Source organism: Effusibacillus consociatus, assembly GCF_042652925.1.
GTDB classification, from domain to species: Bacteria; Bacillota; Bacilli; order Tumebacillales; family Effusibacillaceae; genus Effusibacillus; species Effusibacillus consociatus.
Genome location: NZ_JBHSHC010000101.1, coordinates 1 through 23,609, shown reverse-complemented (window position 1 = coordinate 23,609; position 23,609 = coordinate 1). Strand labels below are relative to the sequence as shown.

Annotated in this window: 23 protein-coding genes and 1 pseudogene; 18 read left to right on the top strand and 6 right to left on the bottom strand. The window is 46.7% G+C overall.

Going from position 1 to position 23,609, the window contains the following annotated elements; all coding sequences use genetic code 11:
- The first annotated feature begins 76 nt into the window (after positions 1–76).
- The 4 genes from ACFO8Q_RS13670 to ACFO8Q_RS13655 all read left to right on the top strand — a co-directional run bounded on the left by ACFO8Q_RS13670 (position 77) and on the right by ACFO8Q_RS13655 (position 4,425).
- Positions 77–1,366: a dicarboxylate/amino acid:cation symporter gene (locus ACFO8Q_RS13670; protein WP_380026371.1), complete on the top strand. Its 1,290-nt coding sequence runs from the start codon at positions 77–79 to the stop codon at positions 1,364–1,366.
- A gap of 183 nt (positions 1,367–1,549) precedes the next feature.
- Positions 1,550–2,584, top strand: coding sequence for a DctP family TRAP transporter solute-binding subunit (locus tag ACFO8Q_RS13665; RefSeq protein WP_380026370.1), 1,035 nt, complete (start codon positions 1,550–1,552; stop codon positions 2,582–2,584).
- An 88-nt stretch (positions 2,585–2,672) separates the two neighbouring features.
- Positions 2,673–3,149 carry a TRAP transporter small permease gene (locus tag ACFO8Q_RS13660; RefSeq protein WP_380026369.1) on the top strand — a complete coding sequence of 159 codons (477 nt, stop codon included), beginning with the start codon at positions 2,673–2,675 and terminating at the stop codon, positions 3,147–3,149.
- Position 3,150: 1 nt separating this feature from the next.
- Positions 3,151–4,425, top strand: coding sequence for a TRAP transporter large permease (locus tag ACFO8Q_RS13655; protein WP_380026368.1), 1,275 nt, complete (start codon positions 3,151–3,153; stop codon positions 4,423–4,425).
- A 46-nt stretch (positions 4,426–4,471) separates the two neighbouring features.
- Here ACFO8Q_RS13655 and ACFO8Q_RS13650 read toward each other — a convergent pair whose 3' ends face one another.
- Together ACFO8Q_RS13650 and ACFO8Q_RS13645 are read right to left on the bottom strand one after the other, a co-directional pair.
- A complete protein-coding gene (locus tag ACFO8Q_RS13650; protein WP_380026367.1) occupies positions 4,472–5,119 on the bottom strand; it encodes a DUF2642 domain-containing protein in 648 nt (215 codons plus the stop codon).
- A gap of 31 nt (positions 5,120–5,150) precedes the next feature.
- Positions 5,151–6,512 (bottom strand): arsenic transporter, encoded by a 1,362-nt coding sequence (locus ACFO8Q_RS13645; RefSeq protein WP_380026366.1) that lies wholly within the window; start codon positions 6,510–6,512, stop codon positions 5,151–5,153.
- A 432-nt stretch (positions 6,513–6,944) separates the two neighbouring features.
- Here ACFO8Q_RS13645 and ACFO8Q_RS13640 point away from each other — a divergent pair, with 432 nt between their 5' ends.
- Positions 6,945–7,928 (top strand): MBL fold metallo-hydrolase, encoded by a 984-nt coding sequence (locus tag ACFO8Q_RS13640; protein ID WP_380026365.1) that lies wholly within the window; start codon positions 6,945–6,947, stop codon positions 7,926–7,928.
- Here ACFO8Q_RS13640 and ACFO8Q_RS13635 read toward each other — a convergent pair.
- Positions 7,920–9,083 (bottom strand): MFS transporter, encoded by a 1,164-nt coding sequence (locus tag ACFO8Q_RS13635; RefSeq protein WP_380026364.1) that lies wholly within the window; start codon positions 9,081–9,083, stop codon positions 7,920–7,922. The two genes, ACFO8Q_RS13640 and ACFO8Q_RS13635, sit on opposite strands and share 9 nt — an antisense overlap.
- A gap of 96 nt (positions 9,084–9,179) precedes the next feature.
- On the opposite strand from ACFO8Q_RS13635, the gene ACFO8Q_RS13630 reads away from it, so the two are divergent.
- Positions 9,180–10,304, top strand: a complete 1,125-nt coding sequence (locus ACFO8Q_RS13630; protein WP_380026363.1) for a M24 family metallopeptidase — start codon at positions 9,180–9,182, stop codon at positions 10,302–10,304.
- 78 nt (positions 10,305–10,382) lie between these two features.
- Positions 10,383–11,423, top strand: coding sequence for an ATP-binding protein (locus ACFO8Q_RS13625; protein WP_380026362.1), 1,041 nt, complete (start codon positions 10,383–10,385; stop codon positions 11,421–11,423).
- Positions 11,424–11,470: 47 nt separating this feature from the next.
- On the opposite strand, the gene ACFO8Q_RS13620 is transcribed toward ACFO8Q_RS13625, so the two are convergent.
- Positions 11,471–12,634 (bottom strand): rhomboid family intramembrane serine protease, encoded by a 1,164-nt coding sequence (locus ACFO8Q_RS13620; protein ID WP_380026361.1) that lies wholly within the window; start codon positions 12,632–12,634, stop codon positions 11,471–11,473.
- Positions 12,635–12,663: 29 nt separating this feature from the next.
- Positions 12,664–13,809: a helix-turn-helix domain-containing protein gene (locus tag ACFO8Q_RS13615; protein ID WP_380026360.1), complete on the bottom strand. Its 1,146-nt coding sequence runs from the start codon at positions 13,807–13,809 to the stop codon at positions 12,664–12,666.
- 236 nt (positions 13,810–14,045) lie between these two features.
- On the opposite strand from ACFO8Q_RS13615, the gene ACFO8Q_RS13610 reads away from it, so the two are divergent.
- The 10 genes and pseudogenes from ACFO8Q_RS13610 to ACFO8Q_RS13565 all read left to right on the top strand — a co-directional run.
- A complete protein-coding gene (locus ACFO8Q_RS13610; protein WP_465251890.1) occupies positions 14,046–14,279 on the top strand; it encodes a NifU family protein in 234 nt (77 codons plus the stop codon).
- A gap of 27 nt (positions 14,280–14,306) precedes the next feature.
- Entirely contained in the window at positions 14,307–14,633 is a 327-nt protein-coding gene (trxA, locus tag ACFO8Q_RS13605) for a thioredoxin (protein ID WP_380026359.1), read from the top strand.
- A 62-nt stretch (positions 14,634–14,695) separates the two neighbouring features.
- On the top strand, positions 14,696–15,538 hold the full coding sequence (locus tag ACFO8Q_RS13600; RefSeq protein ID WP_380026358.1) for a deoxyribonuclease IV: 843 nt from the start codon (positions 14,696–14,698) through the stop codon (positions 15,536–15,538).
- A gap of 93 nt (positions 15,539–15,631) precedes the next feature.
- On the top strand, positions 15,632–15,877 hold the full coding sequence (gene tatA, locus ACFO8Q_RS13595; protein WP_380026357.1) for a twin-arginine translocase TatA/TatE family subunit: 246 nt from the start codon (positions 15,632–15,634) through the stop codon (positions 15,875–15,877).
- Positions 15,878–16,128: 251 nt separating this feature from the next.
- The gene (locus ACFO8Q_RS13590; RefSeq protein WP_380026356.1) at positions 16,129–16,494 is read left to right on the top strand and encodes a Na-translocating system protein MpsC family protein; all 366 of its coding nucleotides are present in this window, start codon (positions 16,129–16,131) and stop codon (positions 16,492–16,494) included.
- 191 nt (positions 16,495–16,685) lie between these two features.
- Entirely contained in the window at positions 16,686–17,207 is a 522-nt protein-coding gene (nuoE, locus tag ACFO8Q_RS13585; protein ID WP_380026355.1) for an NADH-quinone oxidoreductase subunit NuoE, read from the top strand.
- The gene (gene nuoF / locus ACFO8Q_RS13580; RefSeq protein ID WP_380026354.1) at positions 17,188–18,408 is read left to right on the top strand and encodes an NADH-quinone oxidoreductase subunit NuoF; all 1,221 of its coding nucleotides are present in this window, start codon (positions 17,188–17,190) and stop codon (positions 18,406–18,408) included. Before nuoE ends, nuoF begins: the two co-directional genes overlap by 20 nt.
- Positions 18,409–18,419: 11 nt before the next feature.
- Positions 18,420–19,064: a 2Fe-2S iron-sulfur cluster-binding protein gene (locus ACFO8Q_RS13575; RefSeq protein ID WP_380026353.1), complete on the top strand. Its 645-nt coding sequence runs from the start codon at positions 18,420–18,422 to the stop codon at positions 19,062–19,064.
- 11 nt (positions 19,065–19,075) lie between these two features.
- Positions 19,076–21,142 carry a formate dehydrogenase subunit alpha gene (fdhF, locus tag ACFO8Q_RS13570; protein ID WP_380026352.1) on the top strand — a complete coding sequence of 689 codons (2,067 nt, stop codon included), beginning with the start codon at positions 19,076–19,078 and terminating at the stop codon, positions 21,140–21,142.
- A gap of 121 nt (positions 21,143–21,263) precedes the next feature.
- Positions 21,264–21,350, top strand: a pseudogene (locus tag ACFO8Q_RS13565) (formate/nitrite transporter family protein); the annotation flags it as partial.
- Between the two features lie 46 nt (positions 21,351–21,396).
- Here ACFO8Q_RS13565 and ACFO8Q_RS13560 read toward each other — a convergent pair.
- On the bottom strand, positions 21,397–21,810 hold the full coding sequence (locus ACFO8Q_RS13560; RefSeq protein ID WP_380026351.1) for a hypothetical protein: 414 nt from the start codon (positions 21,808–21,810) through the stop codon (positions 21,397–21,399).
- 418 nt (positions 21,811–22,228) lie between these two features.
- Between ACFO8Q_RS13560 and ACFO8Q_RS13555 the strand changes: the two genes are divergently transcribed.
- Entirely contained in the window at positions 22,229–23,494 is a 1,266-nt protein-coding gene (locus ACFO8Q_RS13555; RefSeq protein WP_380026350.1) for an L-lactate MFS transporter, read from the top strand.
- The last annotated feature ends 115 nt before the right edge of the window (positions 23,495–23,609 follow it).

Here is a 23,609-nt window from a genome sequence, read left to right as displayed (position 1 = left end):
TTTAAAAGAGCAACTCCAGCCTGGTTTTATGTGAACCAAATTGGCAGCTGCTCTTACTATACAAGGAGGTACAAAGATGAAATTAAATTTTAGAAGTCTTACAACTCAAGTTGTCGTCGCAATCATCTTAGGTATTTTATTTGGCCAGTTTTTTCCGAAATATGCAACTGAATTGAAAGTTCTGGCAGACATTTTCATTAAGTTAATCAAGATGGTGATTCCGCCGATTATCTTCCTCACTGTGGTGCACGGCATTGCAAGCATGGGCGACATGAAGAAGCTCGGACGGGTTGGCGGCAAAGCGCTGCTTTACTTTGAAATTGTAACGACTTTCGCATTGGCGATCGGCATTTTCGTTGCAAACTTTATCAAGCCTGGTGAGGGTGTAAACGCTACCGAAGCGAAAGCGAGTCAAGTCGCCCAATACACAAAACAAGCCGCAGAGTCAAGTCATGGTGTGATGGGCTTCATCCAGAGCATCATTCCGGATAACTTCCTCGGTGCGTTGACAAAAGGCGAGCTTCTCCCGGTGCTGTTCGTAGCCGTTATGTTTGGTGTTGCCTTGGCAAGTATGGGTGATCGTTCCAAGCCGGTGCTCAATCTGTTTGAAAGAATCACGGAAGCGATCTTCAAAATGGTCGACATGATCATGAAGGTTTCACCGATCGCAGCATTTGGTGCCATGTCTTATACAATTGGCAAGTTCGGCATCGGTTCCTTGTTCTTCCTGGGTAAGTTAATGGGTTCAGTTTACATCACAATGGCTCTGTTTATCTTCCTGGTACTTGGTGCAATCGCAAGAATGTACGGATTCTCAATCCTAAAGTTTATCGCTTACATTAAGGAAGAAATCTTCCTTGTAGTAGGTACTTCTTCATCCGAGTCTGCGCTGCCCAGAATGATGGACAAATTGCAAAAATACGGCTGTTCCAAGTCTACGGTAGGTCTTGTACTTCCAACCGGATATTCGTTTAACCTGGACGGTACTTCAATCTATCTGTCGATGGCTGCACTGTTCATCGCACAAGCCTATGGTATCGATTTGTCAATCGGACAACAGTTGACACTCCTGGGTGTCTTGATGATTACATCGAAAGGTGCAGCAGGGGTAACCGGATCCGGATTCGTTACACTCGCCGCTACTCTTGCAGCATTCCCGATGGTTCCGGTCGAAGGAATGGCGCTGTTGTTAGGCGTTGACCGCTTCATGTCGGAAGCTCGTGCAATTACGAATTTGATTGGTAACGGTGTTGCGACTGTGGTTGTCGCCAAATCGGAAAAAGAGTTTGGTGTGGAAGCAGAAAGCTCTTCTGAAGCAGCTTCTGGAGAGACGAGTTCCTTAAAGACAAAAGAGATCACTGTATAAGTTCGACGAATACTTGATTTAACACGCCTCTTCCTTTGATGGAAGGGGCATTTTTTCTATATGCCGAGACCAAAAAGACCAAAAAGAATTATATGGCCAAATTATTTAAACTTTTAAAATTGTTTTGTAAAGTCTTGTTGAGACATTTTAAACAATTAAGAGTTTATAAGGGGGCAATGTGAAATGAAATTTCCGAAGTCGATGAAAGCGCTTTCTATGCTTGTCTTGTCGAGCGCTTTGCTTGCAACTGCAGGATGCGGAAGCAGCAAGCCGTCTAGTAGTGGGGGAGAGCAATATTCAAAAGAAAAACCCCTCGTAATCAAATTCTCGCACGTTACAACCGCTGACAGCCCGAAAGGGAAAGCGGCAGATAAGTTTAAAGAGCTGATGGAACAAAAAACCGGAGGTAAGGTGAAGGTGGAAACCTACCCTTCTTCACAGTTGTACGGCGATAAAGATGAATTGGAGAACCTTCAATTAGGCAACGTGCAAATTATCGCTCCTTCCGTTACCAAACTTGTAGGTTTAAATCCACAGTTCCAGATTGTTGACATGCCGTTCCTCTTCAAAAACCGGGAGGCGGTAATCAAGTTCTGGGACGGGGAACTCGGTAATAAGCTGATGAACTCGCTCGACAGCAAAAATATTAAAGGAATTGCAATGTGGGAAAACGGTTTCAAACATTTCACTTCCAACAAACCGATTGCAAAACCGGAAGACTTTAAAGGCCAGAAATTCCGTACACAAGCCGGCAAAGTGCTGGAAGCTCAGTTCAAGGCGCTTGGGGCGGGAGCGGCAACCATTCCATTCGGTGAAACCTACACAGCCCTTCAACAGAAAACGGTCGACGGTCAGGAAAACACATTTAACAACATGGACACTCAAAAATATGCTGAAGTTCAAAAGTATCTTCTTACTTCCGAACATGGCCGCCTTGACTATGTAGTGTTGGTAAACAAGCAATGGTATGACAAGCTTCCGCAGGACATTAAAACCGCATTTGACGCGGCTATGAAAGAAGCAACCGAATTTGAGCGTAAGCTTGCAGTAGAATTGGATAAAAAATCATTCGAGAACCTGAAGAACAGCAAGAAACTTGAAATTATCAACCTGACTCCTGAAGCGCGTGAAAAGTTTGTAAAGCAGATGGAATCTGTTTACAACGAGTTTGAAAAGGTTGTCGGCAAAGACTTGATTGACGGTGTTAAAAAGCTCTAACCATCAAGATTGATTCAGAAATGGGAGGCACTTTTCCCAAGCGGAAGAGTGCCTTTTTCAAACAGATGCAAGGGGGTAAGCAGCAATCATGGCTGGATGGCGTGAGCGGTATGCCAGATTTGAAGATTATCTGTCAGGTACTTTGATAGTTGTCGGCTTAGGGCTGATTTTTTACGGGGTTGTGATGCGTTATGTGATTAACAATCCGCAGGCATGGGTGGAGGAGATCTCAAAATATCTTGTGGTCTGGGGAACTCTTACTGGAGCTGCAGTAGCACTGCGTGAAGGTCATCATATTCAGGTGGATATTCTGTATGATCGTGTTCCTCCTCTTGTAAAGCGAATTTTTAACATTTTCTCGAACTTATTGGGAATTCTGTTTTGTGCGTTGTTTATCGTATTTGGAAGTAATTTGTTAAATATGTATATCCAATTGGATCAGAGATCGACAGATGTAGGAATTCCACTCTGGATCGTTTACTTGGTGCTTCCGATCAGCGGTTTGATGCTGGCATTCCGCTTCGTGGAAAAATTGGCAGCAAACCTGAAAGGGGAGGTGAAGTAGGATGGAATGGATGGTATTTATAATTTTCTTCCTGCTTCTCTTCCTGCGGGTTCCCGTCGCAATTTCGCTGGTGATATCCGCCGGGGTGGCTTTGCTTGACAGCGGATACAATTTGAATACGCTTCCCCAGAAGATGTTTGCTTCCTTGGATGCACCGACTTTGATGGCAATCCCGGGATTTGTTCTGGCAGGCGTGCTTATGTCCCGCGGAGGGATTTCGAAGGCATTGATTGACGCGCTGCGGGCATGGATCGGCCATTTTGCAGGAGGTTTATCAGTTGTAACCATTTTGGCATGCGCCGTTTTTGCTGCTATCTCGGGTTCCAGTCCGGCAACGGCAGCTGCGATTGGAGCCATTATGATTCCCGGGATGATTGAAGCCGGGTATAGTAAGCGTTATGCAATGGGACTGGTTGCAGCTTCCGGGACCTTAGGGATATTGATACCTCCTTCGATTCCTCTCATTGTATACGGTACTGTAGCAGAGATCTCGATTGGTAAACTGTTTATGGCGGGTGTATTGCCGGGCTTGTTCTTGACAGGAGTACTCGTCTTCGTTGCAATTACCTACGCGAAGATTAAAAACTTCGGACGTTTACCTAAAGCAAGCTGGAATGAGCGGTTTGTTCTAAGCTTTAAGGCGATTCCGGCAGCTTTTATGCCTATTCTGATTCTCGGTACAATCTATTTGGGTGTCGCGACACCTACCGAAGCTTCCGTAATTTCCTGTTTCTATTCCTTGATCGTAGCGGTATTTGTTTATAAACAAATCAAACTGCGCGATACCAGGGAGATTCTGAAGGAAACGGTGAATACAAGCTCCATGATTTTCTTGATTATCGCAGCCGCAACCGTGTTCGGACTCTATCTTACAAACGCTCAGGTACCGCAGGACATAGCGAGATGGATCATGGAAAGTGAAACAAACAAGTGGACATTCCTGATTGCGGCCAACATTCTGTTCTTTATTATGGGGATGTTCCTTGAACCGACATCAATTATCCTGATTACATTGCCCATCTTCCTGCCGATTCTCAAGCTGCTTGGAATTGATCCCTTCCATTTTGCAATTATCATGACAGTGAACATGGAACTCGGGATGGTGACACCTCCTGTTGGCCTGAACCTGTTTGTAGTAAGCGGGATCTCACGTGCCAAGTTGGAGGAAGTCGTCAAAGGTGTAACACCATTTATTATTTTGATGATCTTGGTTCTGGCAATAATCGTGGTCTGGCCGGAATTGTCACTCTTGCTGCCTGAGAAAATGGCTGAATAAAGGTGGAGAAATAAAAGCCCGAGACATCGTCTCGGGTTTTCTTTATCTACTCAGGAAATTGTACGGTTTTGATATGATGCAGATTCCAATACACTTTTTTACCGTTAAACATTTCTAATTCCATCACACGATTTTCGATTTTTTTCATGAGTCCTATTTTATTGGCTGAACTTCCCATATCCAAAATCACAATTTTTCCTTCAGATCTTTTTAGTTGTTCTTCCAATGTGCGGGACAGGACGGAACCTGACGGCTGAACAGGGGTACCTTGCCCATTGGGCGGGCATGGACTTAACCACTTCAGATGATAAAGCGGAATCAAAATTGTTTTATAGCCGAGCGAATCAAAAACCAGATAGTCGTCCAGAACGTTGATAATAAATCCGTATAAGGACTGGTTGCCAGTTACAAAAATCTCTACGAATCCGCCCTTTGCGTGATTTAACATTTGTGGAAAAGATATTTGTTCCTTATTTTTTAGCAGACTCTGTGATGGGGGGAGAGACTGGTCTGATTGATTCGGACTGAGTTCTATACGTTGTATATGTGTAATTGGAATGTATAAGTATTTGTTGTTAGTACAGATCACGATTAAATCAGAACCGATATCAATGACCGTTCCCAGATGTTTTTTATCTCCTGATATTTCGATATCCACAACCATACCGATGTATGATCCGATCAACAAATTCAATGGAAACGCCTCCCTATTCGATCCATTCCCTTTAGAAAATCCAATTGACCCAGTAATACAAGCAGACCAGAGTAAACAACAACGTTGGCGGTATGATAATAAAAGTAACCCGCATATAATCCTTCCAATTTATTTTTACATTCGATTGCTTAAGGATGTGCATCCAAATTAATGATGCCAAAGTTCCGACAGGAAGAAGCAGAGCACCTATATCGCTGCCAATCACATTGGCAAGATAGGCGATCCTTAATGTAAGTGGATCCAATCCCATGTGGGTTAAAGTTAGCGTACCGATCATCAGGGCAGGATGATTATTGAACAATGTGGACATCACGGTAAGCAGTCCGCCCATCATTAAGCTGGCATTAAGCAAGTTTCCCGAAACAAGAGGTTGAAAGAAAGTGACCAGCCAGTTGGTCAGACCGATGTTGTTCAAGCCGTAGATGATGACATACATGCTGAAGGCAAAGACAAGGACGTGCCAAGGTGTTTTTTTCAGCATGTCGGCCGGAGATATTTTAAAATAAACCCATCTCCAACCGAGCAGCAGTCCTGACCCCAGAATCGCTACCAACTCAATGGGAATCCCCAAGTAGGACGCCACAAAAAGACTGACGCGTACCGCCAGGACAAAAAGAAGAATATTCCGCATAAATCTGGTTCTGTTCACGATAGATGGGATTGGTGAGGATGGATGCTTCAGCGGATGATTACCGGCAATACCATGTAAATACCAGGTTCCTCTTGAAGAAACGGGGAGTTTTTTCGGCAATTCCCGGTAGAAGCAAAGAAACAAAAGCAATACGAGAAACAACAGGCCGAGCATGGATGGGAAAAACATCAGCAGAGTATGCATATAAAGATCTATTCCAACGATTTCCAGGGAAATCAGGTTGACGATATTGCTGACTCCTATTGGGGCGCTTGAGGCAGTTGCTATTAATGCTCCAGAGAGTAAATAAGGTATTTTCTGACGATTTTTTATACCGAATCTATCGAGCAGGATAATTAATATAGGAGTGGTAATCAGGATGCTCCCATCATTATTGAAAAAAAGGGTCATAAGAAAACAAGTCAGGTTGACATACCAAAATAGCCGTATACCCGAACCTTTTGCTCTGGCCGCCAACCCTTCAGCAGCCCAGTAAAAAAATCCAAAGCTCTCCAGAATAATGGCCATGACGATTGTTGCCATAATCGTAATGGCGGCACCGCTGACGGTAGCAGTAATCTGCATAAGATCAGAGAAGGATACGCTCCCGCTTACCAGCACAAGGATTGCTCCGACGGTTGCAGGTATCGCTTCATTTATTCCTCTTGGTCGCCAAAGAATGAGGAGTACCGTCAGTACAAATGAAATAATGGTGATGGAAATTGCAGCGGACCCGTACATGGGATTCACTCCTACCCGAAATAGTAAGGCATGTCAAATTCTATCGTTGACAGCTACAGATCCGCTATTTGCTTCGAGGCGGGATTTTCATCGTGAATATCATTTGCCAGGGATGTGTCGGGGATAGGCGGTTTCAGCAGAAAATATAATAAGGAACCTGCGAGTAGAATAACGATTAGAATAAACATGATCTGTAGCGCCTCCCAAAAGATTGATTGTTCCTGCATTTGTCATGGTGGTTATTGGTACTTCATATATATGTCCCCTATAGATACTGTGACTGATGACTTAACCTAATTTCATCACAATTCCGCGTATGTTCCGTAAAAGAGTCCAATAGGAGGAAATGCAGGCTCTTTTTCTTTGGATTCTGATTCCAATTTGTGTTACAATTTCACTGAAGAGTCATTCAGTTTAGGAGGGGGGAGCCAGATGCAAAAAATGATTCAACTGGAACGACCGTGCAAAGGCGTAGTTTCTCTTGCCATTCCCACCCCATTTCAAATCGGGGACGTAAACGTCTATCTGCTTGAAGGAAAGAAGCTTACTTTAGTCGATACAGGGGCAAACACCGAGGAATCCTGGGGTCTCTTAACGCAAGGCATTGAAGCGGCCGGTTATCGTTTGTCCGATTTGCAGCAGGTCGTTCTGACACACTTTCATGAAGATCATACCGGACTTGCCTACCGTCTGAAGAAGGAGACGGGAGCGACCGTATTGGCTCATCCGGATACCGCGGTCTGGTTAAAGGAAGAACCATGGTTTATTGAACGGCGAAACCGATTTTTCCTCGAGCTCTACAAGAGGGCGGGGGTAAATGAGGCGTATATCCAAAAGATTATCGGGGTGTATCAATACCTTCGCAGATTTGGACATCCGTGTGAGGTGGACGTGGTCTTGGCGGACGGAGAGACGCTGCCTTCCCATCCCGAATGGAAAGTGGTCTATACTCCCGGACACTCACAAACCCACTTCTCTTTATATCGGGATTCTGACGAAGTTATGCTGTTAGCGGATCATTTGATTGCCCACGTGTCATCAAACGCGCTTCTCGAACCTACCGTCCAGTCGGAAGAGGGACGGGTGAAGTCGTTGATTCAGTATCGGCAGGAACTGCAGAAGCTAAAACAGTTTCCGATCTCGGTCGGATTAGCAGGACACGGGGAACCGATCCATGATCATGTGGATTTGATTGATCGAAGATTTGATTCCATGGAACGGCGAGCGGAAAACATTCTGGAGGTTCTTAAGGGGAAGCAAAAGACTGCTTTTGAGGTGGCCATGCAGCTATTCCCGAATCGTCAGGACCAGCTTCCATTGATTTTATCTGAAACGATTGGACATCTGGACTGGCTGGAGGCGGAAGGCCGCTTGGCAAGAGGGGTCAGGGACGGGATCGACCGGTACTCAGTTTGATAGGGGTTTCCTAGGCGGGACCTGCCATGAAGTGCGTCCCGCCAAATAGTGATTGCTGATCAGCGCCAGAATGATGGTCCCTACGGTTAAGGAAGTCACTCCATGCCATTGATACTTGTTCCACAGAAGGCCGGGAAGCCACGCACCGAGACTTCCCCCTATATAATAGAAAAATTGGTAGAGTGCGGTTGCGGCTGCCCGAGACCTTACGGCTGTATCCCCGACATAGGCGGTGGCCGCAGACTGAGATGCAAAATTCCCGATTGACATAAGGGAAAGCCCGATAATCAAAGCGAAGATGGAAGGATAAAGCGTCAGCAGGATCCCTGCCCCGCCAGTCAGGTGTCCAAGAGCCATTGTGGAACGCCTTCCGATACGATCAGACAGAAAACCTGCCGCAGGTGCGGAAAACACCCCGAAGATAAAAGTGACAAACAGCAGGGAAATCTGACCCGCAGTAAGAAAAAATGGCTCTTGACTCACATGAAAAGGCATGTAAGTGAAGATGCCGATAAACGCGAAAAATTGCGAGAATCCGATAAAGAACGTTCCGACCAGAGCCGGATTGGCAAAATGGATGAGAAAGCTTTCGGAACTCTGCTTCGATTGGTGGACAGAAGGCGGAAGCAGCTTCCAAATCATAATTGCTACCAACACAGAGACGACCGCGAAAACAATGAACGGTGCTTGCCATGAAAAAATATCGGCCAGTATCCCGCCGATCATTCGCCCCAACAAGCCGCCCACTACAGTGGCGCTCACATATGTTCCCAATACCCGGCCTCTTTCTTCAGCCGGAAATTCCTCCGCAGCATAAGCCATAAGCAAGGCCGTAACACCTGGAATGCACACGCCCTGCAATAACCTCCAGATGAGCACCCCAGTAAAAGATTGGCTGAAGCAGAGCAGAATACTTGGAATGATTAACAGGAAGCTCGCCAGCAGGATCCCTTTTTTTCGATCCCAACGATCTGATAACGGAGCCAAACCCAAGGATGCAAGTGCCAAGGATAGGATCGGCAGGGAGATTGCAAGGCTGGCAGTTGGTACCGATATCGCAAATACCTCCGCCAGCATCGGGAGCATCGGCTGCGGTGCATATAGGATAGCAAAGATATTGGTGGTGGCAAGAAATACGATCAGCAGGCGCGGCATGGTGAATCTCCTTCCTCGTTGCACAGAATTAGTATATCATTTTCATAAGAAAGCTTGTGAACAATCCGGGAGAACGGGACAGAAAGGGTGTTGCGGATGTCGTTTCATGCGGCTCGAATTTCAAAATTGCTGGCATGGATGGAAGAGACAGATATTGACGTTTCAGTGGTTACATCACCTGCCAATGTAAGGTATCTCAGCGGATTTTACAGCAATCCGCATGAGCGTTTTATGGGCGTGATTATTCCGCGAAAAGGCACGCCGTTTCTGATAGTTCCGGCACTCGACAGGGAGAAAGCGGAAGCTGAGGGCACGCTTCCTGTACATACACACAGCGACACCGATAATGCCGTGGATATTCTGGTTGGGGTATTGGATTCTGATGCGGCCGCTATCAGTCAGGTAGCAATTGAGAAATCGCAAATGTCGGTGGCCAGATTGGAAGAACTGCAAAGCCGTTTCAGCAACGCGAAATATGCAAATGTCGAAGATCGTTTAACTGCCATGCGGATGCGGAAAGACGGCGAAGAACTGAGTTTGATGCGGCAAGCCGCACAGTTGGCCGATGAAGCGGTTGCCTTTGCGGTTACCCAGATGGTTCCGGGGAAAATGGAGTATGAATTGGTCCAGGCGATCGAATCGTTTGTAAAGAGACAGGGTGCCGACCGGATGGCATTTGAGACCATGGTGCTGGCAGGAGAAAAAAGTGCTCTGCCGCATGGTGAACCCGGAACGAGGGAAATCCGTAAAGGGGACTTTGTGCTGGTCGATTTGGGGATTGTGTGGAAGGGGTATTGTTCCGATATCACCCGCACGTTTGCGGTTGGAGACATCTCCGAAAAACAGCGCGAAATCTATGAAGCGGTACGAAGGGCTAACGCTGCGGCCATCCAGGCGGTAAAGCCCGGGGTGGGAGCCGGGGTGATTGATCGGGCTGCACGGGATGTGATTGAGGATGCGGGATTTGGAGAATTTTTTATACACCGGGTCGGACACGGTCTTGGCATAGATATTCATGAACCGCCTTCCATGCACGGGAACAATGAGCAACCGCTTGTACCGGGAATGATGTTTACGATTGAGCCCGGAGTGTATATTCCGGGAATGGGCGGCGTACGAATCGAGGATGATGTGTTGGTAACGGAAACGGGGGTAGAGGTGCTAACTTCATATCCGAAAGAATTGAGAATTCTCCCTGTTCATGTATTGAATGTCGAATGATGGCATAAAAAATAGACTTTCATCTTTGCGGCAAACTGGTAGAATAATAGCTATGATACTATAACAGGGTGGGTCAGGATGGAGCTTGAAATTAACGACAAAATCGTAAAAACAGCTTTGGTCGGGATCGTTGCGGTTGATCAAGATGGCAATATCATCTCCATCAATGAAAGCGCGATTTCCATCCTCTCAAATGAACCCCTGTCTGCCGATGAACTGATTGGTCGGTCCTATTTGGATGTATTTCTCAAAGGAAACAAGTTTACCCATACCGGCCAGTATACAAGCGCGTTGATTGAGACTCTGGAAACAGGTGAACCCTGTCTTCAGAAAGAACTGTCTTACCGCAATAAGACACTGCTTGTAGACTCGTCCCCTCTGATCGATGACAAAAGAAAAGTGGTTGGAGCGATTTCAATCTTTCGGGATATTACCGATAAACGAATCCTGGAAGAACGATTGCGTCAGGCAGAGAAATTTGCAGCGATTGGGCAATTATCGGCTGGATTGGCGCATGAGCTGCTGAATCCGCTAACCGTTATAAAAGGATTTCTGCAATTGTATGAAAAGGGGGACATGCAGGGAACAGAATCGTGGAGGATTCTGTTGGACGAAGTGAACAAAGTGAGCAGGCTGGTGAACGATTTTCTGCTCCTCACCAATCCCTCTGCCCCAAAATATCAGAGCATTTCCCTCCAGGATCTGTTAGTCGATGTGGCAAATGAATTCGCTTCTGTCGCCGAACACAAACAAATTCAAGTCCACCTGGATATTGAAACGAATTTTCCGGACATCATGGCTGACCTGCATCAAATTCGACAGGTGATGGTTAATTTATTGATGAATGCGTTTGATTGTCTGTCACCCGGTGGAGAGATTCGGATTCGTTCGATACGGGATAACGAGACCATCATACTTTCGGTATTCAATAATGGGCCGGTAATTCCGAATGATATCCGTCCCAGGATTTTTGATCCGTTCTTCACAACCAAAGACCATGGTCAAGGCTTAGGTTTGGCGATTTCGTACAGGATTGTGGAAAACCACCGCGGACACATGTTCGTGGAGAGTTTGGAGGGGAAAGGAACAACATTTACGATTCAGCTTCCCATTCGATAAAGAAGGGCTTTGCACAGAGAGTGACATCTGTGCAAAGCCCTTTTTATTTACGAGATGAAACCTCTCCATATCCCAATTGCCAACAGCGAGGTAAGAACAACTGCCGCCACCGGTTGATACAATCGATCGGGTGCTTTGGGAAGACCTAGTGCAGCCGAGGCAAGAAAACCGCCTATCAAACCTCCGATATGTCCTTCGTTGCTAATGTGAGGAATCATAAAACCAGACAGCAGGTTGACTGCAAGAGTCATCCAGATGGCGCTTCCCATCGTTCGCCGAAAAAAATCCCGGCGCTGCGTTCCAAAATATAACAGGGCTCCCAAAACTCCAAAAATTGCACCGGACGCACCGACTGCAGGGTATGGCGACAAGGCAAAGCTGGCCACGTTTCCGGAAACGCCCGCAGCCAGAAAGATCAGCAGAAACCGGTTACTGCCAAAAATCCATTCCGCAGTGCGCAGGGAGTACAGTGCAAACGCATTCACCATCAAATGGAGCAGGTGCAGATGCAAGAACATCGGAGTGACGAGACGCCAATATTCACCTGCAACGATTCGTTCATTTATTTTTGCGCCAAATTTGGTCAAGACGTAATAACTGTTAACAGATCCGACCGAAGACATCCAAAGATACATTCCGACTATGATAACAAGCAGCGAGTAGACCGCTTTCGAAGAAGTTTGAACGTACACATTCTGCCATTCTGCGTGTCGTTCCTCCAGAATCTGTACAATCTCCTGCTGGAGAACTTGTAATTCTGCCGGCTCCTGAGAATGGTCTGCCGCCTCCAGAATGACGGACTTAGGTAAGATCCCTTTACTGAACCAGGGCAGATTGGAGGAATAGGCTTTGTTTTCAAAGTCAAACCATGCCGTATACACTGCAATATCCGGTGCGGTGTCATGTCGTTCGAGATTCGAAAGTACTCGGATCAGATGTTCGTCGGGAGACGATAGATACGTAATAAACTGCAGGACGGTAATGGCTTGATAAGGATGATCTTTCAGAATTTCTTTCGCCTCATCAAACGAAGACTTTAAAAGTTGATCAAGTGATTCAATCTCTCCGCCGCGAACGATCCGAACCAGTATTCCCCTGGCCCCATTGGATTTGAACAGGGACAATTCCGGGAATAGAACACCCGGCGGGAACCAGGTATAAGCTTCTTTTTGCACAAGACTGCGGGCAAGAGCAAGTTCGAATGTATCCACGGAATCCTCACCTCGTTTCCATGGGATTATTATATATTTTCCGAGGCTCTTAGCAAAATATGGCTTAAACGGCGGTAGGATTGTGCAACTTTTTCAGAACTCCCCAACTCTTCCCAAATGGCAATCATTTGTTTGATCGTCTCAACCGCTTGTACATAATTTTGCTGTTCTTCTTGAATCTTGGCAAGTGCTTGCAAAGCGAGTGCTTTTTGAGTTAAAGTTTGTGCTTCGTTTAATGCTTGAGTGGTGAACTCGAATGCTTCCTCAAGGTTTCCGTTACGCAGGGAAATTTGTGCGAGCAATCGATGATTCGTTCTGGGCAGCTTATGTAAGGGAAGATTGGAATCCCGGTTGGCAATAATCGATTCGTATAGCTGGAGTTCGGCCATTCCCTCAAATAATTCCATGCTTTTAAATAAAGTATAGGCGCGGTGAGCCATCATTGTCGAGAAGCGATAGCGTTTTTCCTTTTGTGAGGATACCGCAGCCTTGAGATAGCTTCGGGCCAGGCTGCGGATATCTTCGGGAACATCAAAACGGTTGCGGAATTCGGCAAGGATTTGCGACACTTCGTCGTAGCGTTCTTCTTCCAAATAAAAAAGGCACATCTGTCGGACACAGTCCACAATATCCTGCAGTTCCAACGAAGAATCCTGCATGCAGACCTGAAAAGCCTTCCTCCAATAATGGGAGGCCAGTTCAACATTCCCCGATTCCCTGTAGAGATGAGCCATTTTTGTCCAAATGGAAAACACGGCGGATGCTTCATGCTGATGCCGTTCTTCCAAATTACCTAGTATTTCTAGTGCCTTAGATGCATTTCCTTCATGGATGAGACAGTCTACCAGCAGCAGTTGGTGCATCAAATCCGGGGTGGATACATTCGTGATGTGGGAGAGAAGGAAGGTCTTTGCTGCTTGGGGCTCATCGAGCAACATGGATTTTGTTATTAAGATGATCGAAGCTTGTTCCAAATCGGACGATTCGGCGCCCACAATCTCTTCATAAGGCACCCCGAGTCTGTCTGCTATTGCCCGGAGAACTTTTTCTGAAGGATTTGCGCGTTCCGATTCGATCAAACTTATCATACTCGGGGTTACGATACCGTCAGCCAGATCACTCTGGGTTAGGCCGCGTTTGATCCGCAATTCCCTTATTTTATGGCCTATAGGCATATGCATCCCCTCGCCGATCAAGTACTAAGTAGGGAAAGATTATCATACGTTGGGAAGGCTTGCAACAGGAATCTGGTATGGTATAATTTTGTAAGGGTCATCACAGACGCACCAGCAAATTTCGCATAAACTAGCAACAACAGGTGGTTAAGCTTGGTTTTGCGAATGTGTTGCTGTTGGATGGTGATACTACGCAATGTACAGGCGATAATTTTAAAAGTATGGAGGAGATTTTGATGGACGATTTGCGCGAACGCGTGCAAAACGCACTCGATAAAATTCGCCCCGGTCTGATGGCCGACGGGGGAGACGCTGAACTGATTGATGTTGACGGTGAAAAGGGCATCGCTACGATCCGCATGGTTGGTGCTTGCGGAGGTTGTCCGATGTCGACAATGACCCTCAAAATGGGGATTGAGCGCACCATTCGTGCAGCAGTTCCTGAAATAAAGGAAGTAGTGGCTGTATAATCACCCATTCTTAGGAGGTCCTCAACATTGGCTACAGATGTAGTTCTAAAAGTAACCGATCAAACATTCGAGCAAACGATTCAATCTGACAAGCCGGTTCTGGTGGACTTTTGGGCAGAGTGGTGCGGTCCCTGCAAGATGCTGGCTCCCATCCTGGATGAAGTGGCAGCTGAAAACCAGGACAAAATCACGATTGCGAAATTGAACGTGGATGAAAACCCGGCTGCTTCTCAAAAGTTTGGAATCATGTCGATCCCGACGATGCTCGTTTTTAAAAACGGTGAAGTTGTGAAGACACTTGTCGGTTATATGTCCAAAAAGGATCTGCTCGACAAATTGTCTGATGTAATGTAATTTTGTCAGAACGTGAGTCGTGCTTGAGGCACGACTCAAATTTTTTGCCCATGGTGATAGAGATGAAAATTGGCGCGAATGTTTCGATTGCAAAGACAGGGATGCTGGCTGCTGTTGAAGAAACCGTTTCTTATAACGCAAACACGTTCATGATGTATACCCGCTCTAACCGCGGCGGCAAGGCAAGGCCGATTGAGGATTTCAATCGGGACGAAGCAAAAGAAATTATGGGGAGACACGGGATTCTCGATCCGGTTGTACATGCCCCTTATTTGATTAATCTTGCTTCCCCTGTTCAGGACACTTGGGAGTATGGGGTTGAGCTGCTGCGGGAGGATATACGGCGTACGTCCTATCTTGGCATAAAATATGTGGTGTTTCACCCTGGAGCTCATGTGGGGCAAGGGACTGATTACGGCATAAAGCGTATCACGGAAGGTTTGAATGAGATCTTGACAGGTGACGAGGATGTCTATGTCTGTTTGGAAACCATGGCCGGGGACGGTTCGAAAGTGGGAAACAGTTTTGAAGAAATTGCCGAAATTATTTCCCTGGTGAAGCATCAAGACCGGCTGGGCGTATGCGGGGATACCTGTCACTTGTATTCTTACGGGTACGATATTGTGAATGATTTTGACGGTGTGATGCAAAAATTCGATGACATTATCGGGTTAGAACGGTTAAAAGTGTTCCATATCAATGATTCAAAAACTCCGTTTAACTCCCGCAAGGACCGTCATGAGAATATCGGATTGGGATCGATTGGCGGAGAAGCGTTGATGCGCATCGTCCACCATGATCTCCTGAAAGATCTTCCATTGATTCTGGAAACGCCGGAAGGACGTTATAAAGAAGAGATCGCCTATCTCCGTAAAGAAATCGAAAGGCCCAGCTATTTGGGCTAATAGCTGTTCATTGACGAGTGAATACTATATAATGTGGATAGACAAGATCTGTTTATGAATATTCACTGCCATTAAACGTTTGGAGGTAGCGTAATGTTTCAACAGATAGGAATTCCAGGTCTGATTCTCATACTCATCATTGCGTTGATTGTCTTTGGACCAAGCAAACTTCCGGAACTCGGACGAGCTTTCGGACGCACGCTGCGTGAATTTAAAGATGCAACCAAAGGGTTGATGGATGATAAAGAAGAAAAGCAAGCTTCTGCGGCGGCAGAGTCGAAGCCGGAACCAAGCCTGTCAAAAGTTGAACCCAAAAAAGAAGAGATTAAAAACGCCTGAGAGACTCGGGCGTTTTTCATTTATACTCATTTGGACAGAATTAGAAATCTTAATTTCGATTTGTTAATTAGTATACTAAATTAAACAGAGGTGAATCTGGGAAGTGAAAAGGAAAGAAGCTCTGTTCAATGAAATCGCACGCAAAGTTCTCTGTTTGAAAATAGTCCGCTTGAACCGGTGTTGTGATGTTTGCGTTTTCATTATATAATAAATCTTACAGACTCAAATGGGCAGTAATAAGGGTTGACGTTATGAACAAACATGAAGCGGAGTTCAGCAATTTGGTTCGAGCTTTTCGCAAACGGCATATGGGACGGGGGCCAACCAAAGTTACCACAACGTTTTGCAAGAACTGGGCGATTTGTGAAATGGAAGGCAATCTGACAGCCGTGGAGAAATTTATCGCCAGTGCTGATGAAGGAAAGCAAGTCCTTCGGTCTGCCAGAACCGAAATGGTGAAAGACATGTATAAAAAGAACCCGCCTGTCGAAATGGAAGAACTGCTTGGAGCCAAGTTTGTTGATTTGTTTGTGGATATAGATATCGAAAGAGATTTTGGGATGTCCATTTTTGTGTTTGATCAGGATATCGAAAATAAATTTCGAGTTGATAAATAGGGCAGTTGGCACTTGGTAGCGACCCTGCTAAAGACTAACCGCCGTGAAATCCTCTTTTTTATTTGGTGGAAAAGAGGATTTTGCGGTGGTTTTTTTATGAAACCGCCTTATATCCTTGAAGCAGCTTTGTGGCAAAAGGAGCAGAAATTTGCAAAAGACTCAATAATACTAAGCACGCTGGAGGGATAAGCATGAAGTTCCAGCCTTTCTTGGAAAAGGCCACAGATGAAGAGACCGCTCAAGCCCGGGCAGCCGTTGATGAAGTACTGTCAGCCTACGGGCGAATCGGACGAGACCTGATACTGCCGCTTTTGCACGCGGTACAGGATGCGTGCGGATGGATTCCGGAAGAAGCGATGAAGTATATGAGTGAACGAAATAAGGTCCCTTTTTCCGACATCTATGGGGTAGCGACATTCTACGAACTGTTGTCTACCAATCGTGAAGGTAAGCATTTTATTCGGGTATGTGACGACGTTTCCTGCTTTCTCGGAGGATCATCTGACATTCTCGCCGTCCTAGAAGAAGAACTGGGAATTAAGCGAGGAGAAACTACGAAAGATGGCATGTTCACGATCAAGGTTATGCCTTGTTTGGGAGTGTGTGAAAAAGCCCCCGCGATGCTTATCGATCAAGAGGTCCATGGCAATTTGACCTGTGAGACTGCACGGGAATGGGTAAGGAGGATGTGGTATGCAGATTCTGCTCAATAACTGCGGCGCAGTCGACCCTGGCAGTCTGGAAGATTACTTGGCGCACGGCGGTTTTGAGGTCTTTCAGAAAGCGCTTGCGATGTCGCGGCCGGCGATCATCGAAGAGGTGAAAGCGTCCAAAATTCAAGGGCGCGGCGGTGCCGGATTCCCTACAGGAATTAAGTGGGAAGCGGTTTACAAAGAGCAAGCGGATCAAAAGTATGTGATTTGTAACGCAGACGAATCGGAGATTGGCACATTCAAAGATCGCAAGTTGATGGAAGAAGACCCTTTTCGGTTGATCGAGACGATGCTGATCGCCGGATACGCGGTTGGAGCGACTAAAGGCTTTGTCTACATCCGCGGAGAGTACCCGCTTTCGATTGCCCGTATTACGCACGCGATCAAGAAGTCACAGGCGCAAGGCTTCCTCGGTGAGAACATCTTGGGAAGCGGATTCTCGTTTGACATAGAAGTTCGCCGTGGTGCAGGTGCGTACATTTGCGGAGAAGAAACCGCACTGATGGAGTCGATCGAAGGGAAACGCGGCGAACCCCGTAACAAGCCTCCCTTTCCAGTCACGCATGGCCTGTTCGGAAAGCCCACTGTTATCAATAATGTAGAGACTTTTTACAATATCTTGCCGATTTTACGTCATGGCGGTGCTTGGTATGCGTCTCTCGGAGTACCGGGTTCGACTGGGCACAAGCTGTTCTCGATCTCGGGTCACGTGAATCGCCCCGGTGTATACGAAGTGCCGTTTGGCGTGACATTGCGGACATTGTTGGAGGACTATGCGGGCGGCATTAAAAATGGAAAGCAACTGCAGGCGGTCATGGTGGGCGGTGCGGCCGCCTCATATGTAACGCCGGACCAGTTGGATGTGCCGCTGGACTATGCATCCTATCGAAATATCGGATGCACGCTCGGTTCCGGGGCGATCATCGTGTTTGACGAGACGGTTGACATGTGGGAAGTAACAAGGAGATTCGCCAAGTTTTTCAAGCATGAATCTTGCGGCAAGTGCGTTCCCTGCCGAATAGGGTGTGATCGGCAGTATACGCTGGTCGAGCGAATTGCCAGGGGAGAGCGTCAAGAGGGGGACTACGAACTGCTCTTGGAGATTTCTCAAGTCATGAAAGACGCATCGATTTGTGGTTTGGGGCAGACGGCATCCAGTCCGGTCCTCTCAGCAATCAAGTTATTTGCAGATCAAAGATAGGAGGCGTACTGATGCAGGAGAAAGTAACGCTAACAATGGATGGTCAAGAAGTAACAGTCTCTAAAGGTACGACCCTGTTGCAGGCAGCCGAGATCCTGGGGATCTTCACCCCGGCGCTGTGCTATCACGAACATTTTGAGCAGCCCGCTGTGTGCCGTGTATGCGTTATGGAGATTGAAGGAGCCCGAACACTGGTGCCTTCTTGCGCCAGACTCGCGGAAAACGGCATGAAAGTGTTCACGGATTCGGAACGTGTGCGGCATTCAAGAAAAATGGTCGTAGAGATGCTGCAATCGGCCATTGATCCTTCGCAAGCGCATTCCCTGAATGAGTTTGGCGAACTGTATGGGACTCAGCCTGAGCGATTTGAGGGCTTTCGCAAGTTGGATTATGAGGTGAAAGAGGACAATCCGTTTTTTGTCCGGGATTATTCGAAGTGCATCACTTGCAACCGATGTGTGCAGGCATGCGGGGATCAGGCACAGTTCGCATTGGCGCTTACGGTCGCTGGGCGGGGATTTGACGCAATGATTGCGACAGGCGGTGATTCGACGCTCTTTGATTCGACCTGCGTTTTTTGCAGCAACTGTGTACATGTCTGTCCGACTGGCGCTTTGGTCTCGCGTAACGAATACGAGGCACGCGAAAAAAGGTAGGAGGAGATCGTATGGCAGTTTCCGAGCAACACGTACGTACCATTTGTTCTTATTGCGGGACGGGGTGCGGATTGAATGTGAAAGTTCAGGACAATCGCATCTTGTCAATTCAAGGTGACTTTACGTCTCCGGTATCAAAGGGGGAGACGTGCATCAAAGGGGCGTTTGCATACGGGTATGTATCGCACTCTGATCGGTTGAAAAGCCCGATGATCAGACGAAACGGTGAGCTGATTCCTGTGACATGGGATGAAGCGTATGACTATATCGCTGAGCGCATGGGAGAGATCATCGAACGTCACGGACCGGAAGCGGTCGGTATGTTCGCCTCTTCCCGGCAGACGAATGAAGCCAATTTTATCTATCAAAAATTCATGCGGGCGGCCATTGGGTCGAACAATATCGACTCCTGCAACCGTACTTGACACGCTCCCTCTGTCACCAGTTTGGTGAACACATTGGGCGTGGGGGCATCCACGAATTCTCTGGAAGAGTTTGAGAATGCGGATCCTGAAGTAATGATTCTGACTGGCTCCAATACGACTGAAGCGCATCCTATTATCGGCAACAAAATCAAAAAAGGTGTCAAGCGGGGAATGAAGTTGATCGTGGTGGATCCTCGCAAAATTGAACTGGTTGATTTTGCCGTGCTGCATTTGCAAATTCGCGTGGGCACCGATATTGCGGTATACAACGCCATGGCAAAAGTGATCATAGATGAAGAGTTGTACGATAAGGCGTTTGTGGAGCACAAAACGAGCGGATTCGACGAATTGAAAAAATTCGTGGAGCCGTATACCCTGGAGTACGCTGAGCACATCTCGGGCGTACCGGCTGAGAAGATTCGCGAGGCGGCCCATCTGTACGCGAAAGCAAGAGCGGCCACGATTGCCTGGACACTCGGGATTACGGAGCACACATACGGAGTCGACAATGTCTACGCCCTCTCAAACCTCTGCTTCTTAACCGGAAATCTCGGCAAAAAAGGTGCCGGGCTCAACCCCTTGCGCGGACAAAACAACGTGCAGGGCGGGGGAGATATGGGCTGCTTGCCGCACGTATTTCCCGGCTTGCAAAAGGTCAACGATCCCGGATCATTGGCGAAATTTGAGAAACGGTGGGGCAAGAAGCTCAATGGCATCCCTGGGTATAACCTGACACAAATGATCGACGCCATGTTGAACAAACAACTGAAAGCCCTCTTCGTGATCGGCGAGAATCCCATCAAGTCGGACATTGATATGGGGCATACCCGAAAAGCTTTTGAACAATTGGAATTTGTCGTTGTGCAGGAGATATTCCACACTGAGACAACTGATTATGCGGATGTAATCCTGCCTGCAGCCTCCTGGGCCGAATCGGATGGGACATTCACCAACTCTGACCGTCATATCCAGCGGGTTCGCAGATTGATTGAACCTTTGGAAGGCGTCAAAGAAGATTGGCGAATTTTATGTGAGCTTTCTGCTCGCATGGGATATCCGATGCATTATGAGAACGCTGAAGAGATCTGGAACGAGATCCGTGAACTCGTGGATTGGAACTATGGCGGGATAACCTATGAGCGTCTGGATAAAAAGGGGATTCAATACCCTTGCCCGACATTGGATCACCCGGGTACCAAAGTGTTGCATACCCGTTTCCAAGAACCGGTCTTTACCGGCCGCCCGGCCCTGTTCAAGTTGGTTCATCATCAAGAACCTGCGGAATTGCCGGATGACGAGTATCCGTTCATGCTTACAACCGGACGCCGGCGGGAAAGTTATAATACAGGGAATATGACTGCTCGCTATGCAAGAGAAGGACTGCCGCGGCAAAGTTATGAGACTTGCGATATCAACCCTGCCGATGCCGCAAAAATAGGCGTGCAGTCAGATGATTGGTTGCGTGTGTTCAGCCGTCGGGGAGAGGTGCGAGTCCGGGCAAAAGTGACAGATATGGTTCCGCCGGGTACAGTCTTCATGTCATTTCATTGGAGCGACGTACCGACCAATATTCTCACGATTCATGCTGTTGATAAGCAGGCGGGTACAGGAGAATACAAAGCGTGTGCCGTTCAGATTGAGACATTATCCTGAACAGGTTACAAAAATTGCAGACTCAAATTGGGAGGAACTTTCCTTGGCGTTTTAGCACCACAACGTATTTCTAAAATTTCTGTAGAGGACGGAGTGAAAAAGGCGAATTTATCGGTCGTTAACGGTGCCGAAAACATGGGGATCTTTTGCTTCTTTCTTAGGACCAGCCGTTTTCCCGGTTGGTCTTATGTTTGTTTTGCTTGCCGGGGCTATTAGAATACCCATCACGCGCCATTTAGTGATCTGAAATTTTTTTATTGTTCACCATCTTTTTGTTCGCGATCTTTTCGCAGGGGAGGGAAGAAACGACAGCTTACCCCATAACATTTGAGGTAGTATAAGATAAGGATTGCAATTACGCCGATCAGTATCTCCCAGATGGCCACATTTTGAATGATCATCTTACGAGCGACCGCATAAATCATGATATCGATGATGAGCATCGAATCATGCTTGATTAGCATCAGTGCTACTTCCAGTCCGATTATATACAGGAGTGCATTCGAAAGAAACACTTGAAACTTCTCCGTCAGTTCTCTTGCGACAATATAATCAACCAGTTTAAAAACAAGCATAGTACCTTCGCCTATAACAGCTACAATAATGATCCCTGCTAGTAACCATTCAAAAAACATAATGGCTTTGGTTACTCTTTCAGTGAATTTCATACCGACCACCTCCCGAACTCTTTTATTTTGGGAGTATTATATAAGCTGATCCTTGATTTTGCATATAGCTTTTTTGTAATGATCCTTACATTTTCAACATCTTTGACAAATTTGAGAACTAATTGTAAAATTAATTTAAATGGTCATTTAGTGAGTCTCGCTTATTGACTATTGATGAAAACGGTTGCTAGGTTGATACTGCTATAAGTATTGTAGGGGTATTATCCGGCATGAAACAATCTCTGGTTCGCCCAAGAGTTTGTTTTGTGCCGGTTTTTATTTTGGGGGAGTACGTTTCTATCCTGGCTCATCTTTTTTGAAAGTAGGTGGTGGATGACTGCAGTCAAATCGGACTTCCGCTTCTTTAAAAACGGATCTGACAGAAAAGTCATAATGTGAAAAAGGGGTTGAAAAGACGGTGCAAAAAGTCAAAAACCGCTGGCTCATCGCGGCTGCGGCCGTTGGGATCCACATCTCTATCGGTTCAGTTTATGCATGGAGCGTGTTTACCAAGCCTTTGATCAAACAATTCGGATGGAATACAAAACAAGTCTCACTAACCTTCAGTCTTGCCATTCTGTTTCTTGGATTATCCGCAGCTTTCCTGGGTCATTTCGTGGAGAAACATGGCCCCCGAAAATCAGGTATGCTCTCGGCGTTCTTTTTCGGAATCGGTATGCTGGGTGCCGGTTTGGCGGTGAAACTTGGCTCTCTTCCATTTTTATATCTGTTTTATGGTGTTCTTGGCGGAATCGGCCTTGGTGTGGGTTATATCACACCGGTTTCTTCGCTGGTGAAATGGTTTCCTGACAGAAGGGGCCTTGCGACCGGTCTTGCGATTATGGGCTTTGGATTTGCGGCAATGATCAGCAGTCCGATTATGGCGCGTTTGATTGAGTCGGTTGGCATTGCCAGCACATTCTTGATCCTGGGAATCGTATATTTTATCGTCATGTTTGGGTCGGCACAATACCTCTCTGCGCCGCCTGAAGGATGGATGCCTGCCGGTTTTAAGGAAAAAGTGGATTCAGGAGAGAAAAAGATTCAGCAGGATCTTTCCCAATTAACAGCCAATGAAGCGGTTAAAACAAGGCGCTTCTGGTACTTGTGGATTATGTTGTTTATTAACGTCACCTGCGGAATCGCGATTCTCTCCGTTGCCTCTCCGATGGCACAAGAAATTGCCAAGATGACCCCGCTTGCTGCGGCAACCATGGTTGGCTTGTTGGGGCTGTTTAATGGGCTGGGACGAATCGGATGGGCTTCGTTCTCCGATTACATCGGAAGACCCAATACTTATACAACATTTTTCGTTCTTCAGATTGTCGCGTATTTCCTGATCCCGCAATCGACAAACGCTCTTTTGTTCCAACTCCTTCTTTTCTTAATTCTGACGTGCTATGGCGGCGGTTTTGCTTCGATTCCCGCCTATATCGGAGATCTGTTCGGAACGAAACAGTTGGGAGCGATTCACGGTTACGTCCTCACAGCGTGGTCAGCGGCCGGTCTTGCCGGTCCGATTTTTGCAGCTTGGGTAAGAGACACGACCAAAAGCTATATCGGGACTTTGTATGTGTTTGTCGGGTTGTTTATCGTGGCGCTATTTGTGTCGTTATTGATTCGGTTAGACATCAAGAGATTACAGACTGTCAACCAACAAAACCAACTTGATATTGCAAGATGAAAGTCATCGAAAAAGTCCGACCTTGTGTTGGGCTTTTTGCTATAATAGAGTCTGTTTAAAAACTACGTACTGAATTAAAATTCTGAACAAAATCTCACCAAGCGGAATTCCTTTT

What these genes read in the sequence shown, in the direction of transcription:
- ACFO8Q_RS13635 (WP_380026364.1), bottom strand. Translation starts at nt 9,083, where the DNA reads ATGCCGCGCCTGCTGATCGTATTTCTTGCCACCACCAATATCTTTGCT.
- ACFO8Q_RS13665 (WP_380026370.1), top strand. Translation starts at nt 1,550, where the DNA reads ATGAAATTTCCGAAGTCGATGAAAGCGCTTTCTATGCTTGTCTTGTCG.
- ACFO8Q_RS13590 (WP_380026356.1), top strand. Translation starts at nt 16,129, where the DNA reads ATGAACAAACATGAAGCGGAGTTCAGCAATTTGGTTCGAGCTTTTCGC.
- ACFO8Q_RS13670 (WP_380026371.1), top strand. Translation starts at nt 77, where the DNA reads ATGAAATTAAATTTTAGAAGTCTTACAACTCAAGTTGTCGTCGCAATC.
- ACFO8Q_RS13655 (WP_380026368.1), top strand. Translation starts at nt 3,151, where the DNA reads ATGGAATGGATGGTATTTATAATTTTCTTCCTGCTTCTCTTCCTGCGG.
- ACFO8Q_RS13610 (WP_465251890.1), top strand. Translation starts at nt 14,046, where the DNA reads ATGGACGATTTGCGCGAACGCGTGCAAAACGCACTCGATAAAATTCGC.
- ACFO8Q_RS13630 (WP_380026363.1), top strand. Translation starts at nt 9,180, where the DNA reads ATGTCGTTTCATGCGGCTCGAATTTCAAAATTGCTGGCATGGATGGAA.
- ACFO8Q_RS13625 (WP_380026362.1), top strand. Translation starts at nt 10,383, where the DNA reads ATGGAGCTTGAAATTAACGACAAAATCGTAAAAACAGCTTTGGTCGGG.
- ACFO8Q_RS13645 (WP_380026366.1), bottom strand. Translation starts at nt 6,512, where the DNA reads ATGTACGGGTCCGCTGCAATTTCCATCACCATTATTTCATTTGTACTG.
- ACFO8Q_RS13560 (WP_380026351.1), bottom strand. Translation starts at nt 21,810, where the DNA reads ATGAAATTCACTGAAAGAGTAACCAAAGCCATTATGTTTTTTGAATGG.
- tatA (WP_380026357.1), top strand. Translation starts at nt 15,632, where the DNA reads ATGTTTCAACAGATAGGAATTCCAGGTCTGATTCTCATACTCATCATT.
- ACFO8Q_RS13640 (WP_380026365.1), top strand. Translation starts at nt 6,945, where the DNA reads ATGCAAAAAATGATTCAACTGGAACGACCGTGCAAAGGCGTAGTTTCT.
- ACFO8Q_RS13615 (WP_380026360.1), bottom strand. Translation starts at nt 13,809, where the DNA reads ATGCCTATAGGCCATAAAATAAGGGAATTGCGGATCAAACGCGGCCTA.
- ACFO8Q_RS13600 (WP_380026358.1), top strand. Translation starts at nt 14,696, where the DNA reads ATGAAAATTGGCGCGAATGTTTCGATTGCAAAGACAGGGATGCTGGCT.
- nuoF (WP_380026354.1), top strand. Translation starts at nt 17,188, where the DNA reads ATGCAGATTCTGCTCAATAACTGCGGCGCAGTCGACCCTGGCAGTCTG.
- nuoE (WP_380026355.1), top strand. Translation starts at nt 16,686, where the DNA reads ATGAAGTTCCAGCCTTTCTTGGAAAAGGCCACAGATGAAGAGACCGCT.
- ACFO8Q_RS13660 (WP_380026369.1), top strand. Translation starts at nt 2,673, where the DNA reads ATGGCTGGATGGCGTGAGCGGTATGCCAGATTTGAAGATTATCTGTCA.
- ACFO8Q_RS13575 (WP_380026353.1), top strand. Translation starts at nt 18,420, where the DNA reads ATGCAGGAGAAAGTAACGCTAACAATGGATGGTCAAGAAGTAACAGTC.